Origin of the sequence: Lactiplantibacillus paraxiangfangensis, assembly GCF_036246185.1 — a bacterium.
Taxonomy (GTDB): Bacteria; Bacillota; Bacilli; order Lactobacillales; family Lactobacillaceae; genus Lactiplantibacillus; species Lactiplantibacillus paraxiangfangensis.
Genome location: NZ_BTPW01000008.1, coordinates 89,072 through 110,819 on the forward strand (window position 1 = coordinate 89,072; position 21,748 = coordinate 110,819).

A 21,748-nucleotide genomic window follows, 5' to 3' on the forward strand; every position below is an offset into this window, starting at 1 on the left:
TAATGCCTGAACAAGAACCGACGCGGATGTCACGTTTAAAAGCGCGGCAGGACGCGACTAACAATAAGCGGGGACGGGGATCTGGTCCAAAAGACCCGAAGAAACCGCAAATGCCTAAGTCGCCGAAAAAGAAACGTCACGTTTCGTTATGGTTATTGGCTTTAATCGTGGTTGCTCTAGGTGGGTCGATCATTTACTTCGTCAAGGCGTCAACCAGCCAAGACCTCGTAGAAACGACGTCGTCATCTAGCAACAGCAAAGCGCGTAAAAGTTCATCAGCTAAGTCTTTAAGTTCATCAAAGAAGAAAAAGGCCAAACATTCATCTAGTGAAACAACGACGGACAGTGATGGTGATACGACGGACACACCTAGTACGGATAATAGTACTCCGGCATCTAGCTCGACGGAAACGACTCAAAGTTCGACGACTCATCCGGCCGCTAGTACGCCAGCTACGAGTCATTCAACGACGACATCTCACGCCGCTGCTAGCAGCAGTCATCACACTGAGTCCAGTGCCAGTTCTTCTAGCGCAACCAGTCACAGTTCTAGTGCGGCTAGTTCTTCGAGTGCGGCCAATAACAGCAGTGCCCAGAAGTTTAGCAATTTGAAGGATGCCCAGAACTATGGTCAATCCAACAAAGGGAACTATAAAGTAACGACTGATAAAAACGGGTCGTACACGACGACGATGGGTGACTAACTGCTGAAAATTTTTAGACCGTTAGTACTGATTTTCGGTATAATGATGTTAAACCAGTGAATCGGAGTGATGGAAGTGGATCGCAATGTGGAAGTTAAATATCCCGCAATCTTTCGAGATGAGGGGACGTATTGGGATGTTCGTTTTCCGGACGTTCCGGCGGCCCAAACTTTTGGCGCCAGTGTCCAAGTTGCCGCGGATAATGCTGCTAATGCGTTAGCCATTGCTCTTTTTGAACAATCACGACCGGCAGCGTCTAATCCACAATATTGGCGGCTAGCCTCGACGGAATTCGTCGTTTGGATTACGATGGCCAATGTTCAATTTGGTCCGGGTGAAGATACACCGGAACCAATGAATTAGCCCGTTTTACGCAGAGTTTGGGGTGTTTCCCCAAACTCTATTTTTATGTTCAAATTGAAAGGAACTGATTAGATATGCAAGCACATCCCCTAATTTTTGATACTAACATTGCTAAAGATAAACCGGAAAATATTCGCCATACGAGTAATGCTTGTCCGTTTTGTGATCCAAGCACGTTGACCGATATTTTTGCACAAGAAGACGACCGAATTTGGTTAGGCAATAAGTTTCCAACGCTTCAGGCGACGTGGCAGACGATCGTAATTGAAACGGCGGACCATAACGGGGACATTGCGACGTATCCCACGGATCAAAACCGAAAGATTTTTGCATTTGCCTTACAGCACTGTCAGGAAGCCCTGACTAGTGGCCGGTATGAATCCGTCTTGCTGTATAAAAACTTTGGCCCCCATTCGGGTGGGAGCTTGCGGCACCCGCACATGCAAATCGTTGGGCTGGACGACGTTGATGGTTATGGCAATATCGTCCCAGCTAACTTGTCTGGTTACCCAGTGGTCAGTAACGGGGACTTACGGGTCACGGTTTCAGACCAACCCGTCATGGGCTTTGTCGAATTTAACGTGGCAACGACGTGGGAAGATTCAGCACGGATGGCCGACGCTGTGCAAACGGTGGTTCGTTACTGTTTAGATGATTACTTCAAGGGGCGTTGCGACAGCTACAATTTATTCTTTTACCCGGTAGGTGACCGGGTCGTCTGCAAGGTGATCCCACTATTTAACGTTTCACCTTACTACATTGGCTACCGCTTGTCACAGGCAGATACACCTGAACGGATGCGTGAGATTGCGGCGGAAGTTCGTCAAAAATTCATGACGGAACGGCCGGATTTGAAGTAGTCAAAGCTGATTTAAACGGGCATTATGTTATCATATTAAGTGAGAGATAGTTATACTTAATAATTAAACCGAATGAGTGGAGGAATGTAGCGTGCAGAATTTAATTCCAGGCGATATGTTAGAAGTTAATCAAAAGCTAAAGTGGGAATTAGATACCGGGATGACGGCGGATGAGAGCAGCGTCATTAACGACGCGGTACTTGCTGGAACTCAGTATTTTGTTGATGAGGCCCTTGAAGGCAGTTATTGGACGGTCAAATGGGATGCAAATCATCAAAATGTCGATATTTACGGCACCACGGGCGACGTTGTTGGTCAAATCAAACCAATTTTAGACACGTTTGAAGCGGATTTTCGAAAAGATTCACAGGGCTTGTTTATTCGCATTGAAAAAGAAGTTGCCGTCGTGGTCCGCGATAACTAAGTGATTTAACAATGAGGTGATTGCGATGTTTGACGCCGCAGCAGAACGTTATGCGACCTTGGGGTTAGCTTCCAAGCTCCCCGGGACCGTCATCGATGAAATTTGGCACATTATTGACGCTGATCTGCAAGGAGTGGTTGACTTACCGCAAGTATTACAGTTTGCGTTGGTCAGTCGTTCTGGACACGTCACGGCCGTCTTTGATGATCGCCACGATTCGATTTTTGAATTTGATTTACCAGAGACCTACCACCGGAGCTTTCCGGAGACCATTGCCGTGTTAGACGATGGTCAGTACCAAACGATGATGTTAATGGATGAATTGTCCGTATGATTGAAAAGAGCCGTTCAGAAATTTTCTGAACGGCTCTTTGTGTTTTATCTCAGATGATTTGCTTAGCAATGCGATGGCTTTCTACGGCCCGTAATTGCCGACTCGTTGTATACTTACGGCAAAGGAGCGTGAAAGCCATGTCGAAAACAGCCATCTGCATCGTTGACCAGCAGCGTTATGACCTCGTCGATGGAATGCAGCTATCCGAATTAGAACCACAATTGCAAGCAGCGATTACTACTGATTATCCGCGTGCCCACGCGCACAGTTTTATTTGCAGTGAGCACTTGGTCCATTACCGCTTAGCTAAAATGGATAAGATGATCACGAACGACTACCTGGAAAATGATAAGGTCAATCAGCACTTATCCAAAATTTTAGCTAAGAACAGTTACCAAGTCGTCGACGTGCACGATGAGTTAGAAAATTCACTGACGCTTGGCCAACGAGTGGCGGACGGGGTCGCCCGTTTTGGTGGGAGCTGGGCTTTCATCGGATCATTTATCGCGGTGATGATTGTTTGGATGCTAATCAACGTTGTGCCCATTTTTGGGCATCATTTTGACCCGTACCCCTTTATCTTATTGAACCTCTTTTTGAGTATGGTCGCGGCGATTCAAGCTCCACTAATCATGATGAGCCAAAACCGGGCAGCTGAATACGACCGCCTGGAAGCGCGCAATGATTTTCGGGTCAACGCGAAGTCTGAAGAAGAGATCCGGGTCTTACACTCGAAGGTCGACCATTTAATCCAACAAGATGAACCAAACATGCTGGAAATTCAGAAGATGCAAACCCAGATGCTGGGCGAAATTCAATCACAAGTTAATGAATTACGGCGTTTGCAGCCTAAACGACGGCGTAATCAAATGTAGGCTATTTGTATTTTGTTTCTAACGTACTCATCCAGTAGCCTAATGCCGTTCCCAAAATAAGGGCGAGGGCACTGAACAGGTAAGTGCTGAGGGTCGCGTTGGCATAGGAGATACTTTCCGCCGCGTAGGGATTTGGAATTAAAATCAGTAGGGTACTAGCGGTCACGATACCTAAGATGAAGTGGTAGACCCGGGAATGGAACCGAATCAACAGGTGATCCATCAGCTTAGAGAAAAGCGCCATCGCGAGAACGCCACCGAGTGCAATCGGTAAGTAGACGCCTAAAATATCCAGCTTTTTAAAACCGGTGAGCATTGGCGTAAATAGACCCAAAATTAACAGTAAGTTTGAGGGACTTAGTCCGGGAACGAGGACGCCTAATGCAATCAACGCGCCGGCAACGATGAATCCACCGAAGTTGGCTGGAAGGGTCCCAAAGAGTTCGCTCATGAAGTAGAGGAGTCCACTACTGATGATAAAGGTCCCACCAAACCATAAGTAGTCGACAGTGTCCCGGGGGCCGTGGCTACCCGCCGTCTTCATTAGTGCGGGTAAGGTCCCAACAATGGCGCCAGCAAAGCCCCATAATACGATAACTTGGGCGTGTGCAAGCAGGTACTCGAGCGGTGCTGATAGCAACGCAATCCCAACGATCCCGCCTAGGCCGACCGGGACAAAGTACCAGAAGTCCCGTTTGAAATTTTGGCGGAAATGGGCCATGAATCCGAGTAACCGTTCGTAAATCCCTAAGATAGCGGCAAGGACGCCACCAGAGACGCCTGGTAAAATAAATCCGAGGGCAATGATGACGCCCTTGAAAAAGCGGCGCCAGAAAGTATCGTTTGATTGACGTTGCATCATTTAAAGCTCCTTTTTAATTGGAAAAACAAGTTTTATTAAAGTATCTTACGATACCAAATCCACTAAGAAAACGCAATCAAAACTCTTGATTGCGTTTTCTTGTACGGGTTGATGCTTGCTCATAAAACTGATTTAGCCTAAAATGTACTAATATGAAAAAACATGAAAATTTATGAACATGATTAGGTGTAAGTTCATAACTAAGGAAAGTTGAGGCTATATGGAAAATCAACAGCTCGCTCGCAAGTTAAAACGACGCCACGTGCAGATGATTGCTTTAGGTGGTGCAATTGGTACGGGCTTATTTCTCGGTTCAGGTGCGGCCATTAGACAGGCCGGGCCATCAATTTTATTGGCGTACGCGATCGGTGGGTTCTTTTGTTACCTGATGATGCGTGCCTTGGGAGAATTACTTCTCTCCAATACAAAACTGCATTCTTTCTTGGAATTTATTAATCTCTATTTAGGTAAGAAGTTTGAATTTGCCATCGGTTGGACTTACTGGTTATGTTGGATTAGCTTGGCCATGGCCGATTTAACGGCTAGTGGAATCTATATTCGATACTGGTTCCCTTGGATTCCACAGTGGGTGACACCGTTAGTCATCATCTTGATTCTACTGGTCTTTAACCTGCTATCCGTGAGTGCCTTTGGGGAATTAGAATACTGGTTCTCCATGATTAAAGTTGTGGCAATCATTGCGTTGATTGTTACCGGTGCGATTCTAATTGGGTCATCCGCACACGTCGGGGGCCAAACCGTGTCGATTACGAACTTGGTTTCACACGGCGGGTTCTTTCCGAAGGGGTTCAGTGGCTTTCTCACGTCGTTTTCACTAGTGATTTTTGCCTTTACCGGAATTGAAATGGTTGGGATTACCGCTGGGGAAGCTGAGAACCCGGAAAAAGAATTACCACGTGCCATCAATAGTTTGCCCATTCGGATTTCATTTTTCTACGTAGGGGCTTTGTTCGTCATCATGTCGATCTATCCGTGGGACCAAATTACGACGAGCCAATCACCGTTCGTACAAGTCTTTAGCGACATTGGCATCAAAGCAGCGGCCAGCATCATTAACTTTGTCGTCTTGACGGCGGCTTTATCCGCATGTAACAGCGCAATTTTTAGTACGAGTCGGACGCTATTTACGTTAGCGCACGGACGTAACGCACCGAAGTGGATGGGAAAGGTCAACCGCTACAACGTGCCTGCCCGTGCACTTGGCTTTTCATCGTTGATCTTGTTAGTCATCGTCGTCTTAAACTACGTGATTCCTAGTACGGTCTTTACGCTGATCTCAAACGTTGCGACAACTAACTTCATCATTGTCTGGTGTTCGTTACTAGTTTGTCACTACGTCTATAAGAAAACTCAGGACAGTAGCCAAAATCCATTCAAATTACCGTTGTTTCCGTTATCTAACGTGGCAACGCTGGTCTTTTTCTTAGCCGTAACGGTGGTCTTATGTTTTGACGCCGTTAACCGGTGGGCCGTGATTGGTTCCGTATTATGGTTCGTCGTGTTACTCGTTATTGAGTCCGGGATGCGCCGTCACCAACAAGGCGTTAAAAATAATTAAAATAAAGAGAACGGCTGTGGCTTTTGTCATGGGCGTTTTTTTGTGGCCCGATAGGTGATTTCACCAGTATCATCTTTTTGATGAAAATAGATTCTGCTTGTAATTTATAAGTCTATCGTTTACAATTGTAATCAAAATGATGAGATAGCGGGGGACCGGATCAATGCAAGCAAAAACGTGGGGTTGGCTGGGACTGTTAGGCGTTGGATTGTTAGGGTTAGGCTACGTTTATGGCCAGCGTTCGTGGTTACCAATGGGTGGGATGATGGGCGGTCGTCACGGTGGTAATGGCATGATGATGTCTAGGACGACTTCCGACGTTGCGACGTCAAAAACGACGACCGCGGTGCACCCGTTAGCTTTACCAGAACGGCTTAAGCCAACGCAGGCAACTAAAACTAAAGTTAGTTACACCTTGACGGCGCAGACGGGGAAAATGGCTTTTAAACCGGGAACGGAAACCAAAACGCTGGGGTACAACGGCAACTATTTAGGTCCCGTGTTGCAAGTTCGCCGGGGCCAAACGCTCCAGATTAAAACCCGCAACCAGTTAACGCGTCCGACGACGTTTCACTGGCACGGCGCGATCGTTCCTGGTAAAGAAGATGGTGGTCCGCACCAAATTGTTGATCCGGGTCAAAGTAAGACCATCGCTTTTAAGATCCAACAGCCAGCGGCAACGTTATGGTATCATCCACACGCAATGGGCAGTACGGCTAAACAAGTTTACCAAGGGCTGGCTGGTTTGATCTACGTCCGCGATAAGCAAAGTGATCAGCTGCACTTGCCGGATAAATACGGTGTCAACGACTTTCCGGTCGTGATTCAGGATCGGAGCTTTACTAAGACTAATCAGTTTGATTACGATGCGGATTACAACAGTGACGGGACCAAGGGCAATACGTTGCTGATCAACGGCACCCTGAACCCGTACATCAAGGTCACGACTAAATTGGTTCGCTTGCGGTTTGTCAATGGTTCGAATGCCCGTAACTATCAATTAAAGTTGACTAATGGCCAGGCCATGCAACAAATCGCCACGGATGGTGGTCTGTTAAGCAAACCGGTTGCGGTCAAGATGCTTAAATTATCACCCGGTGAACGTGGGGAAGTCATTATTGATACGGCGAAGTTTAAAGATGGTCAAACGGTGACGGTCAAAAATGGGCAGCAATCCGTCTTAGCGCTACGAACGGCTAAAAAGGAAGTCAGTGACGGAAAGTTACCTGCCAACCTAGTCTCAGTCCCAACTGTCAATACGACCAATGTGCAACGGCAAACATTAGCCTTTAACGGGATGGGAACCATGGTTAGCATCAATCATCAGCAGTATTCAAAAGATCGAATTGATTTAACGGCGCAGCAGGATCGTCCGCAAATTTGGACCATCAAAAATACCGGCACGATGATGGGTGGGATGATCCACCCGTTCCATTTGCACGGGGTCCAATTTAGAATTTTGAGCATTAACGGGCAGGCTCCGCCAGCTAATTTACGGGGGTTAAAGGATACCGTCGCCTTGGATCCGGATAGTACGGTTAAGATTGCGTTTAACTTTAAAGACCGGGGAATCTACATGTATCACTGTCATAACTTGGAACATGAGGAAAATGGGATGATGGGGCAAATTAAGGTCAGTTAATCAATGTCAATCAATACAAAAGATAACCAGCAGGTCTGATGTGACTTGCTGGTTATCTTTTGTCATTATGATGAATTATTTCGTTTGTGGCGTTGGCTTAAGCTGCTTTTCTATGGCCTGAGTATTTTTCATTAGGACCGCCTCATCACTGAGTGCCATGATTCGGTGGTGGGTCAGTAGGTCGTTCGTGAGGGCCTGATAGACGAGCGTCGCGACGACCCAACAGGTTTGTGTGTCGTATTCGGGCGCTGTGAGTAAGTCATAACCGACGCTGTCATCGACGTAAACTTGAAACCCAATACCAAGGCGAGCTTGAAGCCGTTTAGCATAGCGATGATAAAGCGCCTGGTTAGCGACGGGGTCACTTGTTGGACCCACGATGCGGTCACCTAACTGAAGGCTAGGGACTAAACGAACTTGCACGGCAAAACGCCTCCTTTACGTTGAATTACTTAATCCTATTTTAAGTCACTCGGCGTAATTTTGCAGGAAAAATTGGCACACATTTTGACCATAATGAAAAATAACCATTCAGAAACAGTTAACGTTTCCGAATGGTTACTTTAGTTACAATAATTGACTTAAGACTAATCCCGCAACCCCGATTAGTGCTGCGTAGGCGAGTCCAGGTAAGATCGTCTTACGCAGAATCGTCCCTTCCTCACCGCTTAGGCCGACGACGGAACTGACGGCCACGATGTTGTGGACACAAATCATGTTACCAGCCGCCGCCCCGATGAGTTGTGCGGCTAGGACTAAGTTAGGATTCAGGTGGGCATTCGTTGCGATATCTCCCTGAATCTGAGCGAAAGTTAAAGTTGAAACGGTCGTACTACCAGTGACAAACGCCCCTAACTGGCCCAAGAACGGTGCCATGACGATCCAAATCCCCGCGAGGTAAGTGGCGACGAACTTTGCAATGTACATCGGCATGCTTGGTAGGTCGGCCTGGTTCAAGCCAGAGTTGGTAAAGACTTGGACCATGACTAGGGTGACGGCCAGGGCTAGTGCGGTTCCGCCCATTGACCCAACGACCGTTTTAGCCGTTGGGAGCAGTGGTTTGAATGATTTAGCCTGAACGAGTAGCCCGATAATTGCTGCTAAGACGAGGACCGTTCCGGGAGAATAGAGAAATTCCCAATCTGAGTTGATACTGGCAAAGCCAAGAATGTGGCGCCATGAGAAGTTGGCGTAATCCGTCATTAACTTTTGGAGGCCGCTGAAGACGCGACTTGCGAGTAGCAGTACCACGACCAGTAAGTAAGGAAACCAAGCTTTGAGCAGCGACATCTTTTTAGGGGTACCGGTCGCTGCCGGCTGATAGTTAGCAACGTGCCACGGCTGGGTTTGAACTCGTTTTGGAAGTAACCACCGTTGTCGAATACTAATGATGGCAATTACTAGCGTTCCTAACGGTGCGATGATGGAAACAAATTCGTAGCCGATTAACCAGGCACTAAGTAGCGCAATACTACTGTAAATCAGACCAATCACAATCGCCCAGGGTAGGACTTCCACCCACTGTTTGAAACGGTTCTTTTTGGGACCAAACCACAAGATCAAAATTAGAATTAAGATGGCGGGCATGAGGGCACCGACAAACAGATCGAGTTGCGTCACCCGTAAGCCAATCAGATTCAACGTACTGGTTTTTTCAGTTACGTTACTGAGTCCAACGGTCAGTGGCGTCCCAACGGCACCAAACGCCGCGGGAGTCGAATCCGCAACGAGGGCTAAGATAACGGCCGCTAATGGTGAAAAGCCCAAAGCAATCAGCAATGGTGCGGTGACCATGGCGGGGGTACCGAATCCAGAGACCCCTTCGATTAAGCCGCCGAAAAGGAAAGCCACTAAAATAGTCTGGAGCCGCATGTCGGCGGATAGGGCCTGAAAGCCTTGATTGATGCGGTCGATAGCGCCCGTTGCACGTAGGCAATTGAGCATCAATAAAGCCCCAAATAGAATCCATAAGATTGGTAGGGACTTGTGCAAAGCTTGTAGCACTGACGCGCTCAGTACGGCTGGCGACATGTGCCAAAAGAAGTAACCAGTAATAATGACAACAATGGCACTGATACTCATGCCCTTAGTCGCGGGTAGGTTAAATCCGCCGAGTAAAATCAACGGTAATAAAATGGCTGCAGCAGCAACGATAATCATGAACGATGCACTCCTTTCGAAAGGCCCGTTAAGCGGCGATGTCCTTAGACGCTTGTTGGTGTTGACCATACAAGTTGATGAGGGTAATGATCAGTGAGATTCCGACTAGTGGCCAAGTCATTCCCATCTGATAGCTTGATTTGAGCCCGGGGTTACTAGGGTTAAAGAAGGCCATCAGTTTAAGGTGGTTAACGGCACTAACTGTGACTAATAGCCCAAAGAAGCAGAGCTGGCAAAGCAGGCCGCCGTAAGTTGAGAAACGGTACTTATGAATGATGGCTAAGTCGGGATCATTTTTTTCGGCGGCGTACACGCTGTCATTAATCGCCGGGTTTTCAAAACCAATGGCCATGGCAATTAGTAGTAAGCCCATGGCGTATATGGCGGGAATCGTCGTCAAAGCTAGTAAGTGGCCTAGGATTAACCCGCCGTTGGCAAGTTGTGTCGCACGTTGCTTATTGGGCGCAATGGCCAGGTACAGTGGGCGTCCACCTTCAAAACCAAGCAGGTATAGGGCAAAGACTAAGTACATGCCCTTAGCGCCAAACATAAAGTAACCGAAGAAACTATTAAATAATAGGACAAAACTGAGTAAGAAGCCCCGGTTAAGAATCCGGACCTTGTTTGCTGGCATGAATTTCCAGTCCGCTGCCAGTTCGATGTTTAGTAAGATAATGGCAATCACGATGATGCCTAAAACGTACGGTAGAGCAATGGTTAGGCTAATCTTTCGTAGTAATGTTAATAAAGCGATAACTGCAAAGAAAGCGATAAAAACGACCACCCGCCAAATTTTAACTGGATGGGCCTGACCCGCAGCGTGTTCGTCGTAAAACGCCAAGGAGAACTGGTTTAATAGATGACCAGCGGGGATGGCAATCACGAAGAGTAAGGCAAGGAGCACGAACGCTAAGCGGTACTGTAAATCGAGCCAGAAGTCGAGGCCAAATAAAAGACCCAAGCCAAGGAAAATTAGCCAGTACATCTGCTTAAGCTTGAAATCGGTACTCTGACTCAAATGGAGCTTAATCGTTAAATAGTAGGGCCAGATATTGGCAGAAGTGTAGCCTAGACACAGGGCGCCGATAATAACGGCAATCAGGTTACTGGTAATACTGAAGAGCAAGCTGCCGAATATGCCAAGCCATAAACAAATCAGCAGGTAGTTGCTCGCCTTTAAGCCTAAATGCTTGGTGCCAAACACGCTAGCAGCGCGCGCAACGTAAAAGACAATAATCGCAACTAAATAGTTAACGCTGTGAGTCTGCTGGTATTTAAATAAAATTAACACGTACGGTAAGACGATCCCAATATTCGCTAAAAAGTTGAGGGTCGCGACCGAAAAATCCAAACCAAAGTTCCGTAATCTACTCAATAATCTCACACACCATTCCACAAATTTACACATTACCAGTATAGCAATTTGTAGGGGTAAATGCTGACAAAGTGAGCTTTTACCGTTTCGTAATCGGGTACATGGAAGCTAAAAAAACAGCTCACACGTCTTAATTGGATCAGTGTGTGAGCTGTTAATGATTAGGTTAATGGGATGTCGTTGAATCGTCGGACCAGCCGTTAGTCATAAAGTCCGTATAAATGGGTTGGAAGTAATCCTGTTTTAGCTGTTGAATTAAAGCTTCACGCTCATCAGTGGGGAGTAGCAATAAGTTGCGTTGCTTCTTTTGCCAAACGAAAGCTTCGGCACCAAATGAACGGACTTTGTACCAGTTTGCCATGACGCGGGAAGGGACGTGCTCAAAATCAGTGTCGCCGGTTGCTTTGATGTAAGCAGCATTATCCCAGTCGGTCGTCACTACTTGTTGATAGTCGATGATAGAATCCTCCGGTTAAATTAAGATAATTTATTGTAGCATCATTGGGCAAGCAATTGCTAATGTTTATGGGATGAGGGATGCCGTGGGGGTCGCAATTAGTAAAAGTCAGCTGGTATCGCGTGCAGAAAGTGGTAAGCTTAAAAAATGGAAAATAGGCGAAAGTTTATTGGATGAGTTTAAGAAGTTATAGTTGTAAACTCTTACTTTAACTAATCCCTCTCAATATCAAAACCTAGCCACCAGCTTATCTCACCCGTCCTCATAAAGCAAAGCTCCTTACGGAGAAAACGTGCATTTTAACCACTAATTATTTATAATAAAAGTTATGTTCTAACTAGAAAGAACGATTTTTGACAAACACAGAATTAACTTAAGGGGCTTGAGAATGGAAACAACGACACGTCAATTAACTACTGATGATGTACAAACATTACAGCAAATCAGCATTGAAACTTATACGGATACTTTTGAAGCTCAAAATACAGCCGCTAACATGCGTGCTTTTCTCGAATCAGCTTATAATCTACCGAAATTAACAAGAGAACTCGCTAATCCGAATTCACGATTTTACTTCGTCGAACACGATCATCAACCCATGGGGTACCTCAAACTTAACGTGGAAGATGCTCAGTCAGAAAAGATGGGGCCTGATGCCTTAGAAGTTGAACGAATCTATATTCGACCGGCTTTCAAGCACCAAGGTTTGGGAAGTGCCTTTATTAAGCAGGCGATTGACTTAGCGAAGCAAGCCCATAAGACTAAAATTTGGTTGGGCGTTTGGGAACATAACGAACCCGCTAAGGCATTTTACGCCAAGTGGGGTTTTCAACAGTTCAGTTCACACACCTTTGTCATGGGTGATGATCCCCAGACAGATTTACTGATGATCAAGTCGCTAGACGACTAGCTAATTTTTAAAAAAAAGACGCAATTCGATAAAATTCCAATCAATTTTATTGAATTGCGTCTTTTTTAGTGGCGTCTCGGTTTCGTGGTGCGATGGTTTAGACGAACTTGATCAACGATGTACGCTAATAATTGAAGGCCACAGAAGAGTGTCCAGATCTGCCAACTCCAACTGATCCAAGGCGCAAAACTGAATAGTGACAACAAAACGAACCAGTTCATACCAAATAACCACCATAGCCAAGTTGTTTTCGGTGAAAAAATCCATTGACGCGTTGCGGGAATAAATAAATCACCAGGTAGGGCACGAAATGCCAAAATGAGCGCGGGCGTAACGGCACTTTCAACCATGGCAATTTTGAGATTACTGTTTGAATGAACATTCCACATGTCAGGGGTCCACCCAAAGTGGACGGGTACCGTGGTCACTAATACCCCTTGCAAAAGAAATACGATTAATGGTTGCAAAACTAGAAGTCCTAATAATAGCAGGGTGACTTTTTTAATCTTCCCCATCTTCTTTCCACATCAATTTATCCTTATTTTAACCGTTGGTGAACAAATTAAACCATCATGTTTGTGTAAAATTGGCGTAAACATTAGTTAAGACTAGTATCTTGATAAGTTCACTATGCTTTCACCGCTAGGATAATAGGAATTAAATTGTGCACACTGTATAATTGTTCAGTATCAGAAGCGAAACTGATGGTACTTTACTTGGGGGCTTGTCCATGAACATTTTCGTGAAAGTAGCAGTTGGAATTTCTGGGGTCTTTTATCTGTATTTTTTAATGAATATTATTTTGGTCAATCACTATCGGGAACCGACGGAAAAGTATACTAAGGGGCAACAACCTTACAAGCTATTCTTGGTGATCCCAGTTTTAAATGAGGAGCACGTCATTACGCGCACCATCGACCGATTATCGGCCGAGTTGTCGCAGTTACCAAAATCCATTCAGGCACAAATTGTTGCGGTTGATGATAATTCTGGTGATCACAGCTTACTCGCATTGACTAGCTCGAAGTCACCGTATTTACAAGTCTTGCACCGGGCTGGCAACGATGAATTAGGTAAGGGGGCCGTGTTAAACACCGCCGTAGACTACATTTACCATACGTTGGCCGTGAATTTTGACCCAACGAAAACGATTATTGGTGTCTTTGACGCCGATGCTTTTATGACTCAACCAGATTTGGCACACGCCATTGCGCGCTTCGAACATGATTCGGACTTAACAATGCTGCAGACGGGCGTTGGCATTTATAACCGGGGAACCTGGCTAACCCAAATGCAAAATTTTGAGTTTATGGGTGTCAATAACGCGACTCAGCAACTTCGAAATCGTCTGGGACAAGGAATTGCTTCTGGTAATGGTCAGTTTGTCCGGCTTGACCTTGCCCGCAAGAATCCGTGGGGCAATAGTCTACTGGAAGATTTGGAGTTTACGATTCGGACTTGGCTCATTGGGGGTAAAACCGGGTTTGACCACACCTTAGTGGTTCAACAGGAAGGCGTGGAAAAAGTCTTGCCGTTCTTCAAGCAACGGGTTCGCTGGTGTCAGGGATCGCTTCAATGTATGCACTACTTGCCGGCACTTTGGCGGTCACACCACGTCAATCGGTTTCAGAAGGTGGACACAGCGGTGTGGATCATGATGCCCTTTACCGGTTGTATCACACCCATAGCCGGCATTGTTGCATTAATTGTCCTAATAAACCGGACTTTAGCTGATTTACAATTTGGCTGGCACCACTTAGCCATCATCGCAATTATTGCAATAACGCTAATTGTATGCGTTTTATCAGCCAATATTTATCTGCGTAATTACGCGAGTATCCATCAAAAAATTAAGGTGGGACCCGCACTTTTACAGAGTCTCAGTTTTCAAGGTTATTTATTGATTGTCAGTTTAACGCCGTATTTCGCAATTTACCGTCAAATTCGGGGTAATACCAATTGGACAAAAACGAAACACGGACTCGCAAAAGCACGTCCGGTTTATGCGAAGTTGGATGATTCATACTAGTGGGGGGATTCAAATGCTAAAAAAGGGGATCGTCAAAGCAACACAGGCATTTACCTTGGTGGTTGCGGGCTTCCTCCTAGTGTGGATGTTAGCGGCAAGTTGGTTTGTGGAATGGGACTCATCACTCAAACTAACTACCGGCGTAATCATCGGCAGCTCACTCATGGTGATAGCATTACTCGCACTCGTTATTGGCGGAAGCTTCTGGCTGACTAAAAAGAATACGAGTTGGCTCATCGGCAGCTTTGTTGGATTGACCCTGTTGAAGTTTCCGTTAGTGGCGTGGTTACCAATTAAACCAACTTCAGATTTCTGGAACTATCACGCACTAGCTTCATTTAATGCGCAGGGGTTAACTTGGCACCACATGTTGGAACGCGGAGACCTCGGCAACTACGTTATTTTTCCGCACGCCCTAAACATCGCTAACTTTTTTAGTTTCAGTGTGGCCTTAGCGGGCAATAACTTTTTTGTTAGTCAGCTCATTAATATCAGTTGTACTTTTATTGATATGTTGCTCATTTACTGGCTAGTGTCACGCTGGCTTTCCCGGCGACTCGGAATCGTTGCCAGTTTGATTTTCTATTGTATCCCGGCTTATTGGATTTACAGTACCTTATTAAACGGCGCCGAACCGTTCTTTGTGACCTGCGTTTTGATTACGATGCTTGCCTTAACCAAGGCGTTTGCGCCACTTCCAACGGCGACGCCCAACGACCAGTGGATTAACCTGATATTTGCCTGGGTGGCAACCGTTGCCGCCAACATGGTGCGTCCCATCATGGCTGTTTGGCTGATTGCACTCGGGATTTTCTCGGTCGGCCTCATGCTTCAGTCCGTTGATCCCCTTAGGCGACAAAGTAAACAGTTATTAATTTATTTTGCTGCCACGCTGATCTTCTTGATTAGTTCAACGGGAATCTACAGCTGGTTATACGGCTTTCAAGTGGCGCCCAATAACGTTGCGGTGGGGTATAGTCTCGCAACTGGGACCAGCGCCAAGACTAAGGGCACGTATAACCCGCACATCGCTAAACAGGTGGCTAAAGAACTCAAGGTTGATCCAAATCTGGAAACGTCCTATCCGCGGATTGCTAAAACCATGGCGACCGATATTCAGGATAATTTAACCGAATTGCAGGGCCGTGCGTTGCCATTCATTAATCAAAAGATGCAAGGTTTAATGAGTGAGGACTACGGCTATAATTGGGTGCTTTACGATTTAAGTTCCGCAAAGGTTAACCGGCAAAAAAATAAAGCGTGGTATCAGGGACGCGCATTTATGACCGTCACGTCGTACAGTTATCTTCAGACAATGCTCGTAGTTGCAGTTGTGAGTGTCCTGCTTGGATTATGGTTGCTATTTAAATCGAATTATTTAAATAACTATTATTTTTACAGTGCACTGCTATTAGATGGTTTCACGATCAGCTCGCTTTTTCTGGAGGTTCAAGGACGCTACCACGTGATTATTTACTTGCCAATCATCTTCATCATCATCTGCGGGATTGCTGTGAGCCTACAACTCATTTATAAATCGTGGCATGCTAAACAGGTCGCATAAGGTGTTCTGACTTGCTAGACTTAATTCATGCGTTTTCAATTACGATGATAGAATCAGGTGTTAATACCATCTAAATGAGACGTTTAATTCTAGCTAAAATATATGTGTCATACATTTAGTCTAATCTGTTTACAATTCACAAGAATTCGAGTATATTGACTGTAGGAAGAGAAATACTTCCTCATAAAACTAACATTAACTTGGTGATTCTCTACCGTAAGTGAGAGGCTTAAGATAGGTGATTCTCTACCATTAAATGAGAGATTTAGCTTGGAGGGCTGGTCATTAGCCCTTCTTTTTTTCACTAAAATTAAGGACGATGATCCAATTAGTTTATTATTTCCGAATGAGATGATCCCGGCTGCTAAGGATTGCTATACACCAATTAATTTTGATTCAGATGTTTCTGTAAGATCCTAGTCTGAATCTTTGCCTATAGCGCCGCTTTAATGTTGCCCCTAAATTGTATATTTGTCCGTCATAAAAAAGGTTGTGATTTTTTTAATCACAGCCTTTTTTATGACGCTCATTAATCATTGCTAATGGACCAGCATTCAAGTGTTCAAATATCGTCAACGCCTCTGATTTCGAAAGCAATGAAGCGCCATAACAACGATGCCGCCAGTTTTTCTGGGGAATCTTGCGGTCAACGTACCACGCCCAGACGTCTTTTGATAAATACTCACGGTAGCCGTGATACCCAAACTGGCCGCCGGTCTCCGCCGTAATTAGTGCGTGTAAAATCAGATGTTCAACTTCGTCCGCGTAAACAAGGTACTTGCTACGCTGATAAGTAAACGGATACTGGTTTTGCTTGATAGTCACTGCATCGGACATGTTACTAAACTGATTTTCAGCGACGTGGTGGGTACATAAACCATCCCTGGTTCGGCTGTAATTTCCGCGCTGTAAACGTAAAACCTTTCCCACTAAAAATTGTTCGTAGGAGGCTCGTACGAAATAGTCATCTTTGACGAGACCGTGGCGGGCGTTCAGTTGGGCGACGGCTTCACTGTAAGGTTGTTCAATCAAAGCTAGGTAGTGTTGAAAACGCTGGGCTTGATCAGTTGTCATTGGAGTCCTCAGTTATCAGCGGTGTGTTTACGTCAACGAATTCTGCAAACCGGTGTTTCCAAATTTGCTGATGGTGCCGTTTTATCTGGGTCGCCGTCAGAAAGTCACTGTTGATAGTCGTAATTCCTTCAATGAGCAAAGTTATTTTAAAGCCTAAGTGATAAGCGACCCGGATCGTAGTATCAACACAAAATTCAACTTGTGCGCCACAAATTTCGATTGAATTCAGATGGTTCATTTTAAGAAAAGATTCCAATCCCGTTTGATAAAATGCATCGGGACGAGTTTTATTATAGAAAGTATCCGTATCTTGAACGTGCAATTCAGGGAATAGTTGCCAATTTGAACTTGCGACCGCCATCCCCGGTTCAGTATGTTGAATGAAAATGATGGGGTGGTTTACTTCACGATACTGGTCGATCCGTTGATTGATTGTCGTAATCACGTGTTCACGCTGATCAAGATCAGCAAGAGCACGTTGCATATCAATGATAATCAAGGCTTGTGCCATTTCGTCACACTTTCTCATCTCATCGATGAATGATATTGAACCGTTTAAGAATAAACAGCCTGACTTTTGTTATACTAGTTTCCCTTAAGATTGTCAAAATACTAACTATAAGGTTGCTCATTTAATGAATCGATGCCGCCTGACTAACCAGTAGCCAATCCCAATAAGAATGGCAATCAGAACGATTCGTACGATTCCAAGCGTCAACCACAGAGCAAGCCAAGTTTGCAATAGTTGTGTTACGTTTATACTTTCCAATATTATCCCCACTTTCTAGCGATAAGTTAGTAAAATCCGACCGTGTGAATGTTTATCCTGTAGTTCGTGCTGTGCTGATTTGACTGCAGTAAATGGGTAAGTTCTCTGAATAACCGCTTGTAACGTTCTCTGAGCAAGTTGATCTAAAAGCCAGCGGTAGTCTTGTAATCGAATGCGGCCACTGGCAAAGGTAAACGATTGCCCAGATTGTGGCACGTAATCTGGATTAGCTAGTGACCAAATTTCAACAGGGCCTAATTCCCGTGAAATTTGGTCCAATAGTTGGCTTGAGCCAGCCAAATCAATGATTTTAGTGGCAGGGGGGAGCTCGGTTAATTGTTGTTGTAACGGTTTGTCATAAGCCAACGTCCAATCAGCACCTAACCTTGTTAATAACGGCTGTTCACTAGAATGGCTCATTGCAATCACCCTAACGCCCATATGGTGTAAAAGTTGTAACAAGTAGGTGCCCACACTACCACTGGCGCCAGTGACTAAAACCACGTCGTCTTTAGTAGCCCGGCTCGTTCTAATAGCCATCATTGCGGCGTCGGCACCACCAATCAAAGTCGTGGCCGCTGCCAAAGAGACGTTTCGGGGAACTGAAAATAAAGGGAGCGCCGAAGCTAATGCTGTTTGATGACTTCCTTTAAGACTGAAGCCAATCACTCGTTGACCTAATAAGGCTTTTTTGCGTAACTGGCCAACTTCAGTCACAACACCACCGAAACCATAGCCAATCACCATGGGTAAGTGCACGGGCCGTTGCATTTTTAACGCACCAGTTTCCGTTAACAGGTCATACGGCATCACCGGGGTATAGTGAGTCGTAACTTTCACAGCTAGTGGGAGCAAAGTTGGGTCCGGCCTCGTCACCAGTTGGAGCGCATCAATGCCGTTATAAGTCGTCTGGACGATTGCTTTCATTTCCGCGCCCTCTGACATCCCGCTGAAGCATCTACTGACAGGGTGGGGGATTGAACTAACTTTAAAAAATGAGTAAACATAAAAAGGCCTCCCTTTACTTGGTGGCCTTACTTTAATAGAAAAGTTGTGATTAGGAAAATCAGTATACTGATATTCAAAATTTTTTCGGAACCGGTTCCTGAAATAGATCGGTCAAAAAACGCTGCTTTTGCCGTGCGTCTGATGCTACTTCCGTTTGTACTTGCTGAACGGCAATTTCTGCAAGCAGCCGGTAACAATTTGCAAGCATGTAGTGAGACTGATGAGCTGTAATTGCGGTGATAGTTGCTAATAAATGCTGTCTGGCTAATTCTGGTTCGTTTAATAAGTATCTCATCAGGGCGTTCAAATACCAAATTACATTATGGTTTTCATCATAAGATAATGATTTTAAATCGCTTAATCCCTGGTCCATCAGCTTCACAGCCGTTTGCTGTCGTCCGCACTTCGCATTAACAAGCGCTAACGTTGTTGTGGCTAGGCAGGCCAGCGTGGTTGCCCCAGTCTCCGCAGTCATACTGAGTGCGAGTTTTAAGCTTTGTTGGGCAGCGTCAAACTCAGGCCCAATTTGAATTTGAGTCACCGCCAAGTAATAATAATAAGCCTGGGTTTGGCTAGGAGTGACAACGTGGTCAAGGGTCGTTGAGGCCAATAGTAAACGTTGCAATTCCTGGTACCGATGTTGATTACATAATTGTTGCATGCGTGTATTGATCACAGCGTCTTCATTAATATCAAAATCATGCGCTAAACTAATTGTCGCTAGTGAAATCTTTAACCGATTACATAAAGCTAATAACAGCTTAGCATTGGGAACGTAGCGGTCATTTTCAATCGCCGACAACATGGACTGTGCGCAGATGCCATCTGCGACTTGTTTTTGAGTCAACCGTTGTTGTTTACGGCTGCGTTGTAAAGTGGTCCCAAGTGACATCCGTGTACACCTTCCTTTGATCTTACCGTGTGACGTAAACGTCATTTTAACTAGATTAACACTGAGCTCAGTTGATATTCAACAACTGATCATTAAAAAATGAGCCCTTAACGTAATATTTACGCTAAGGGCTCAAGACTTATCTAAAAATAATTATTCGACAACAATCAATGATTTGATTGCTTCCCGGTTCGTCATCGCCTGGTAGGCGTCATTAATCTCTGACAAACGGAATTGTTTAGTGAAGACTTTGCCAGGGTGGATTTCACCGTCTAATACGGCTTTTAACAACACTTGTTTATCATAAGTGGTCACTGAAGCGGGACCGCCCGCAATAATGGTGTTGTTATAAAACGAAGCCGTCATATCCATTTTAGGCTCATGTGGTAAACCAACACGACCCACAATGGCACCGGGACGGGTAACGTTCATTGCTGTTTCGTTTGATAACTCGGTACCAACACATTCCAGTACGGCATCCGCACCCGCATTATTGGTCAGTTCTTTAACACGGTGAATACCATCATCACCACGTTCGGCGACAATGTCGGTTGCACCAAATTCTAAGGCTAATTTTTGACGATCTTCATGGCGACTCATCGCAATGATCCGTTTAGCCCCACGCATTTTAGCAGCAATCACACCACATAGGCCAACGGCACCGTCGCCAACCACAACAACGGTATCGCCAGTTTTAACGTTTGCTACACGAGCAGCGTGGTAACCAGTCGCCATGACGTCGGCTAAACTCAGAAGGGAGTTCAACATAGCATCGCTGTAATCACTAGGTTTGCCAGGGACTTTAACCAGTGCCCATTCACCGTGTTGGAAACGAATGTATTCTGCTTGGACGCCATTACTAAAGTTATCTTGATGATTTTGGCAATCACCGTCAAATCCGGCTAAGCAGGCTGCACAGTGACCGCATCCATGAGTAAAGGGCGCAATCACAAAGTCGCCGGGAACCACGGTCGTAATCGCTGAACCAACTGATTCAATGACACCGATGGCTTCATGCCCAGCATTTTCGGAATGTTCAGCCTTAGGTTCAAGGCCCCGGTAGGACCATAAATCAGAACCACAAACACAGGTGCGAACGACGTGAATAATAACGTCGTCAGCAGCTTGAATCGTTGGCTTCGCAATGTCTTCTAGTGCAACTTGACCAGGTTTCATAAATACCGTACTTTTCATTAATTAGCCACTCTCTTCTATATTAAAAGATTTGATCATTAACCTAACACAACTAGTATAGATAGTTCACCATAAAATTACCAATACTTATCTTGAATAAAAAATCATACATAAAACCTAACCCAAAATTAATATTAACTAAATGTCTCAGTAGAACCAAAAAAACGTGTCACCAGGATTGTCCCAGTAACACGCGACTGCTTTACGATTCTTCTAAGTGAAATTTTTCAATAACTTCCTGTTTTCGAAATTCAGTGATTCGGCGCACTAGGTCTAGCGGTAGTGGTTGGTCCAAGGGTAATTGAATAGCGCCCTTACTAGTTTTATAGGGTGTTAATTCGGATTGAAAAGCCGTCACACCACTCGGAGTCGGGTATAACCCAATATGATGTTTATACCAGGCAAAGTGAATCACATTTTCATGCCAGTAAAAGGTCGGCATCTGATATTTCATTTGTTCTTCGGCATCCGGCAAAACGGCCAAGATAGTCGCACGAAGATCGGTTAATTGTAGTTGGACCGCTGCGGGTGCGGTATGGATGTAACTTTCAATCGGGGTCATAAGTAAGCCTCTATTCGTAATTTTTAACCAGTTCAGCAGCTGGCACTGTTGTAATTGTATCCGCTTTCTAACTGATTGTCACGAGTTCAAATTGAAGTCTTTAGAAATAGA

The 21,748-nt window shown here is 45.2% G+C and carries 23 protein-coding genes; 11 read left to right on the top strand and 12 right to left on the bottom strand.

From position 1 onward, the window contains the following. Positions 1–2 precede the first annotated feature (2 nt). From AAA939_RS05810 to AAA939_RS05835, 6 genes are all read left to right on the top strand, one after another. Positions 3–704 carry a hypothetical protein gene (locus AAA939_RS05810; RefSeq protein ID WP_338208400.1) on the top strand — a complete coding sequence of 234 codons (702 nt, stop codon included), beginning with the start codon at positions 3–5 and terminating at the stop codon, positions 702–704. 75 nt (positions 705–779) lie between these two features. Beyond that, a complete protein-coding gene (locus AAA939_RS05815; protein WP_057707137.1) occupies positions 780–1,067 on the top strand; it encodes an RNA-binding protein in 288 nt (95 codons plus the stop codon). Positions 1,068–1,141: 74 nt separating this feature from the next. Beyond that, positions 1,142–1,927 (top strand): DUF4931 domain-containing protein, encoded by a 786-nt coding sequence (locus AAA939_RS05820; protein ID WP_338230564.1) that lies wholly within the window; start codon positions 1,142–1,144, stop codon positions 1,925–1,927. Positions 1,928–2,018: 91 nt separating this feature from the next. Beyond that, the gene (locus AAA939_RS05825; RefSeq protein WP_338208405.1) at positions 2,019–2,351 is read left to right on the top strand and encodes a hypothetical protein; all 333 of its coding nucleotides are present in this window, start codon (positions 2,019–2,021) and stop codon (positions 2,349–2,351) included. A 25-nt stretch (positions 2,352–2,376) separates the two neighbouring features. Next, complete coding sequence (locus AAA939_RS05830; protein ID WP_338208407.1) at positions 2,377–2,685, top strand: DUF960 family protein; 309 nt, start codon at positions 2,377–2,379, stop codon at positions 2,683–2,685. Between the two features lie 137 nt (positions 2,686–2,822). Further along, the gene (locus tag AAA939_RS05835; RefSeq protein ID WP_338208408.1) at positions 2,823–3,560 is read left to right on the top strand and encodes a DUF1003 domain-containing protein; all 738 of its coding nucleotides are present in this window, start codon (positions 2,823–2,825) and stop codon (positions 3,558–3,560) included. Position 3,561: 1 nt separating this feature from the next. On the opposite strand, the gene AAA939_RS05840 is transcribed toward AAA939_RS05835, so the two are convergent. Further along, a complete protein-coding gene (locus tag AAA939_RS05840) occupies positions 3,562–4,419 on the bottom strand; it encodes a DUF368 domain-containing protein (protein WP_338208458.1) in 858 nt (285 codons plus the stop codon). 223 nt (positions 4,420–4,642) lie between these two features. On the opposite strand from AAA939_RS05840, the gene AAA939_RS05845 reads away from it, so the two are divergent. Beyond that, on the top strand, positions 4,643–6,001 hold the full coding sequence (locus tag AAA939_RS05845) for an amino acid permease (RefSeq protein ID WP_338208409.1): 1,359 nt from the start codon (positions 4,643–4,645) through the stop codon (positions 5,999–6,001). A gap of 163 nt (positions 6,002–6,164) precedes the next feature. Further along, positions 6,165–7,643 (top strand): multicopper oxidase family protein, encoded by a 1,479-nt coding sequence (locus AAA939_RS05850; RefSeq protein ID WP_338208411.1) that lies wholly within the window; start codon positions 6,165–6,167, stop codon positions 7,641–7,643. A gap of 75 nt (positions 7,644–7,718) precedes the next feature. Here the strand turns inward: AAA939_RS05850 and AAA939_RS05855 are convergent, their stop codons facing one another. The 4 genes from AAA939_RS05855 to AAA939_RS05870 all read right to left on the bottom strand — a co-directional run bounded on the left by AAA939_RS05855 (position 7,719) and on the right by AAA939_RS05870 (position 11,617). Continuing rightward, positions 7,719–8,066, bottom strand: a complete 348-nt coding sequence (locus tag AAA939_RS05855) for a hypothetical protein (RefSeq protein WP_338208413.1) — start codon at positions 8,064–8,066, stop codon at positions 7,719–7,721. Positions 8,067–8,210: 144 nt separating this feature from the next. Continuing rightward, complete coding sequence (locus tag AAA939_RS05860; protein ID WP_338208415.1) at positions 8,211–9,803, bottom strand: L-lactate permease; 1,593 nt, start codon at positions 9,801–9,803, stop codon at positions 8,211–8,213. 28 nt (positions 9,804–9,831) lie between these two features. Then, entirely contained in the window at positions 9,832–11,178 is a 1,347-nt protein-coding gene (locus AAA939_RS05865) for a hypothetical protein (protein ID WP_338208417.1), read from the bottom strand. A gap of 166 nt (positions 11,179–11,344) precedes the next feature. Continuing rightward, positions 11,345–11,617 (bottom strand): hypothetical protein, encoded by a 273-nt coding sequence (locus tag AAA939_RS05870; protein ID WP_338208419.1) that lies wholly within the window; start codon positions 11,615–11,617, stop codon positions 11,345–11,347. 406 nt (positions 11,618–12,023) lie between these two features. On the opposite strand from AAA939_RS05870, the gene AAA939_RS05875 reads away from it, so the two are divergent. Further along, the gene (locus AAA939_RS05875) at positions 12,024–12,545 is read left to right on the top strand and encodes a GNAT family N-acetyltransferase (RefSeq protein WP_338208421.1); all 522 of its coding nucleotides are present in this window, start codon (positions 12,024–12,026) and stop codon (positions 12,543–12,545) included. A gap of 65 nt (positions 12,546–12,610) precedes the next feature. Here the strand turns inward: AAA939_RS05875 and AAA939_RS05880 are convergent, their stop codons facing one another. Beyond that, positions 12,611–13,060, bottom strand: coding sequence for a hypothetical protein (locus tag AAA939_RS05880; RefSeq protein WP_338208423.1), 450 nt, complete (start codon positions 13,058–13,060; stop codon positions 12,611–12,613). Between the two features lie 215 nt (positions 13,061–13,275). Between AAA939_RS05880 and AAA939_RS05885 the strand changes: the two genes are divergently transcribed. Continuing rightward, positions 13,276–14,574: a glycosyltransferase family 2 protein gene (locus tag AAA939_RS05885; protein ID WP_338208424.1), complete on the top strand. Its 1,299-nt coding sequence runs from the start codon at positions 13,276–13,278 to the stop codon at positions 14,572–14,574. A 13-nt stretch (positions 14,575–14,587) separates the two neighbouring features. Further along, positions 14,588–16,138 carry a glycosyltransferase family 39 protein gene (locus AAA939_RS05890; protein ID WP_338230566.1) on the top strand — a complete coding sequence of 517 codons (1,551 nt, stop codon included), beginning with the start codon at positions 14,588–14,590 and terminating at the stop codon, positions 16,136–16,138. A 501-nt stretch (positions 16,139–16,639) separates the two neighbouring features. On the opposite strand, the gene AAA939_RS05895 is transcribed toward AAA939_RS05890, so the two are convergent. From AAA939_RS05895 to AAA939_RS05920, 6 genes are all read right to left on the bottom strand, one after another. Beyond that, a complete protein-coding gene (locus tag AAA939_RS05895) occupies positions 16,640–17,212 on the bottom strand; it encodes an SAV1803-related protein (protein ID WP_338208427.1) in 573 nt (190 codons plus the stop codon). Continuing rightward, positions 17,202–17,723, bottom strand: a complete 522-nt coding sequence (locus AAA939_RS05900; RefSeq protein WP_338230568.1) for an isochorismatase family protein — start codon at positions 17,721–17,723, stop codon at positions 17,202–17,204. Before AAA939_RS05900 ends, AAA939_RS05895 begins: the two co-directional genes overlap by 11 nt. 273 nt (positions 17,724–17,996) lie before the next feature. Beyond that, positions 17,997–18,908: an NAD-dependent epimerase/dehydratase family protein gene (locus AAA939_RS05905; protein WP_338208431.1), complete on the bottom strand. Its 912-nt coding sequence runs from the start codon at positions 18,906–18,908 to the stop codon at positions 17,997–17,999. Positions 18,909–19,062: 154 nt separating this feature from the next. Next, complete coding sequence (locus tag AAA939_RS05910) at positions 19,063–19,881, bottom strand: helix-turn-helix domain-containing protein (protein ID WP_338208434.1); 819 nt, start codon at positions 19,879–19,881, stop codon at positions 19,063–19,065. Between the two features lie 153 nt (positions 19,882–20,034). Continuing rightward, complete coding sequence (locus tag AAA939_RS05915) at positions 20,035–21,075, bottom strand: zinc-binding dehydrogenase (protein WP_338208436.1); 1,041 nt, start codon at positions 21,073–21,075, stop codon at positions 20,035–20,037. 202 nt (positions 21,076–21,277) lie between these two features. Continuing rightward, entirely contained in the window at positions 21,278–21,637 is a 360-nt protein-coding gene (locus AAA939_RS05920; RefSeq protein ID WP_338230570.1) for an iron chaperone, read from the bottom strand. Between the last annotated feature and the right edge of the window lie 111 nt (positions 21,638–21,748).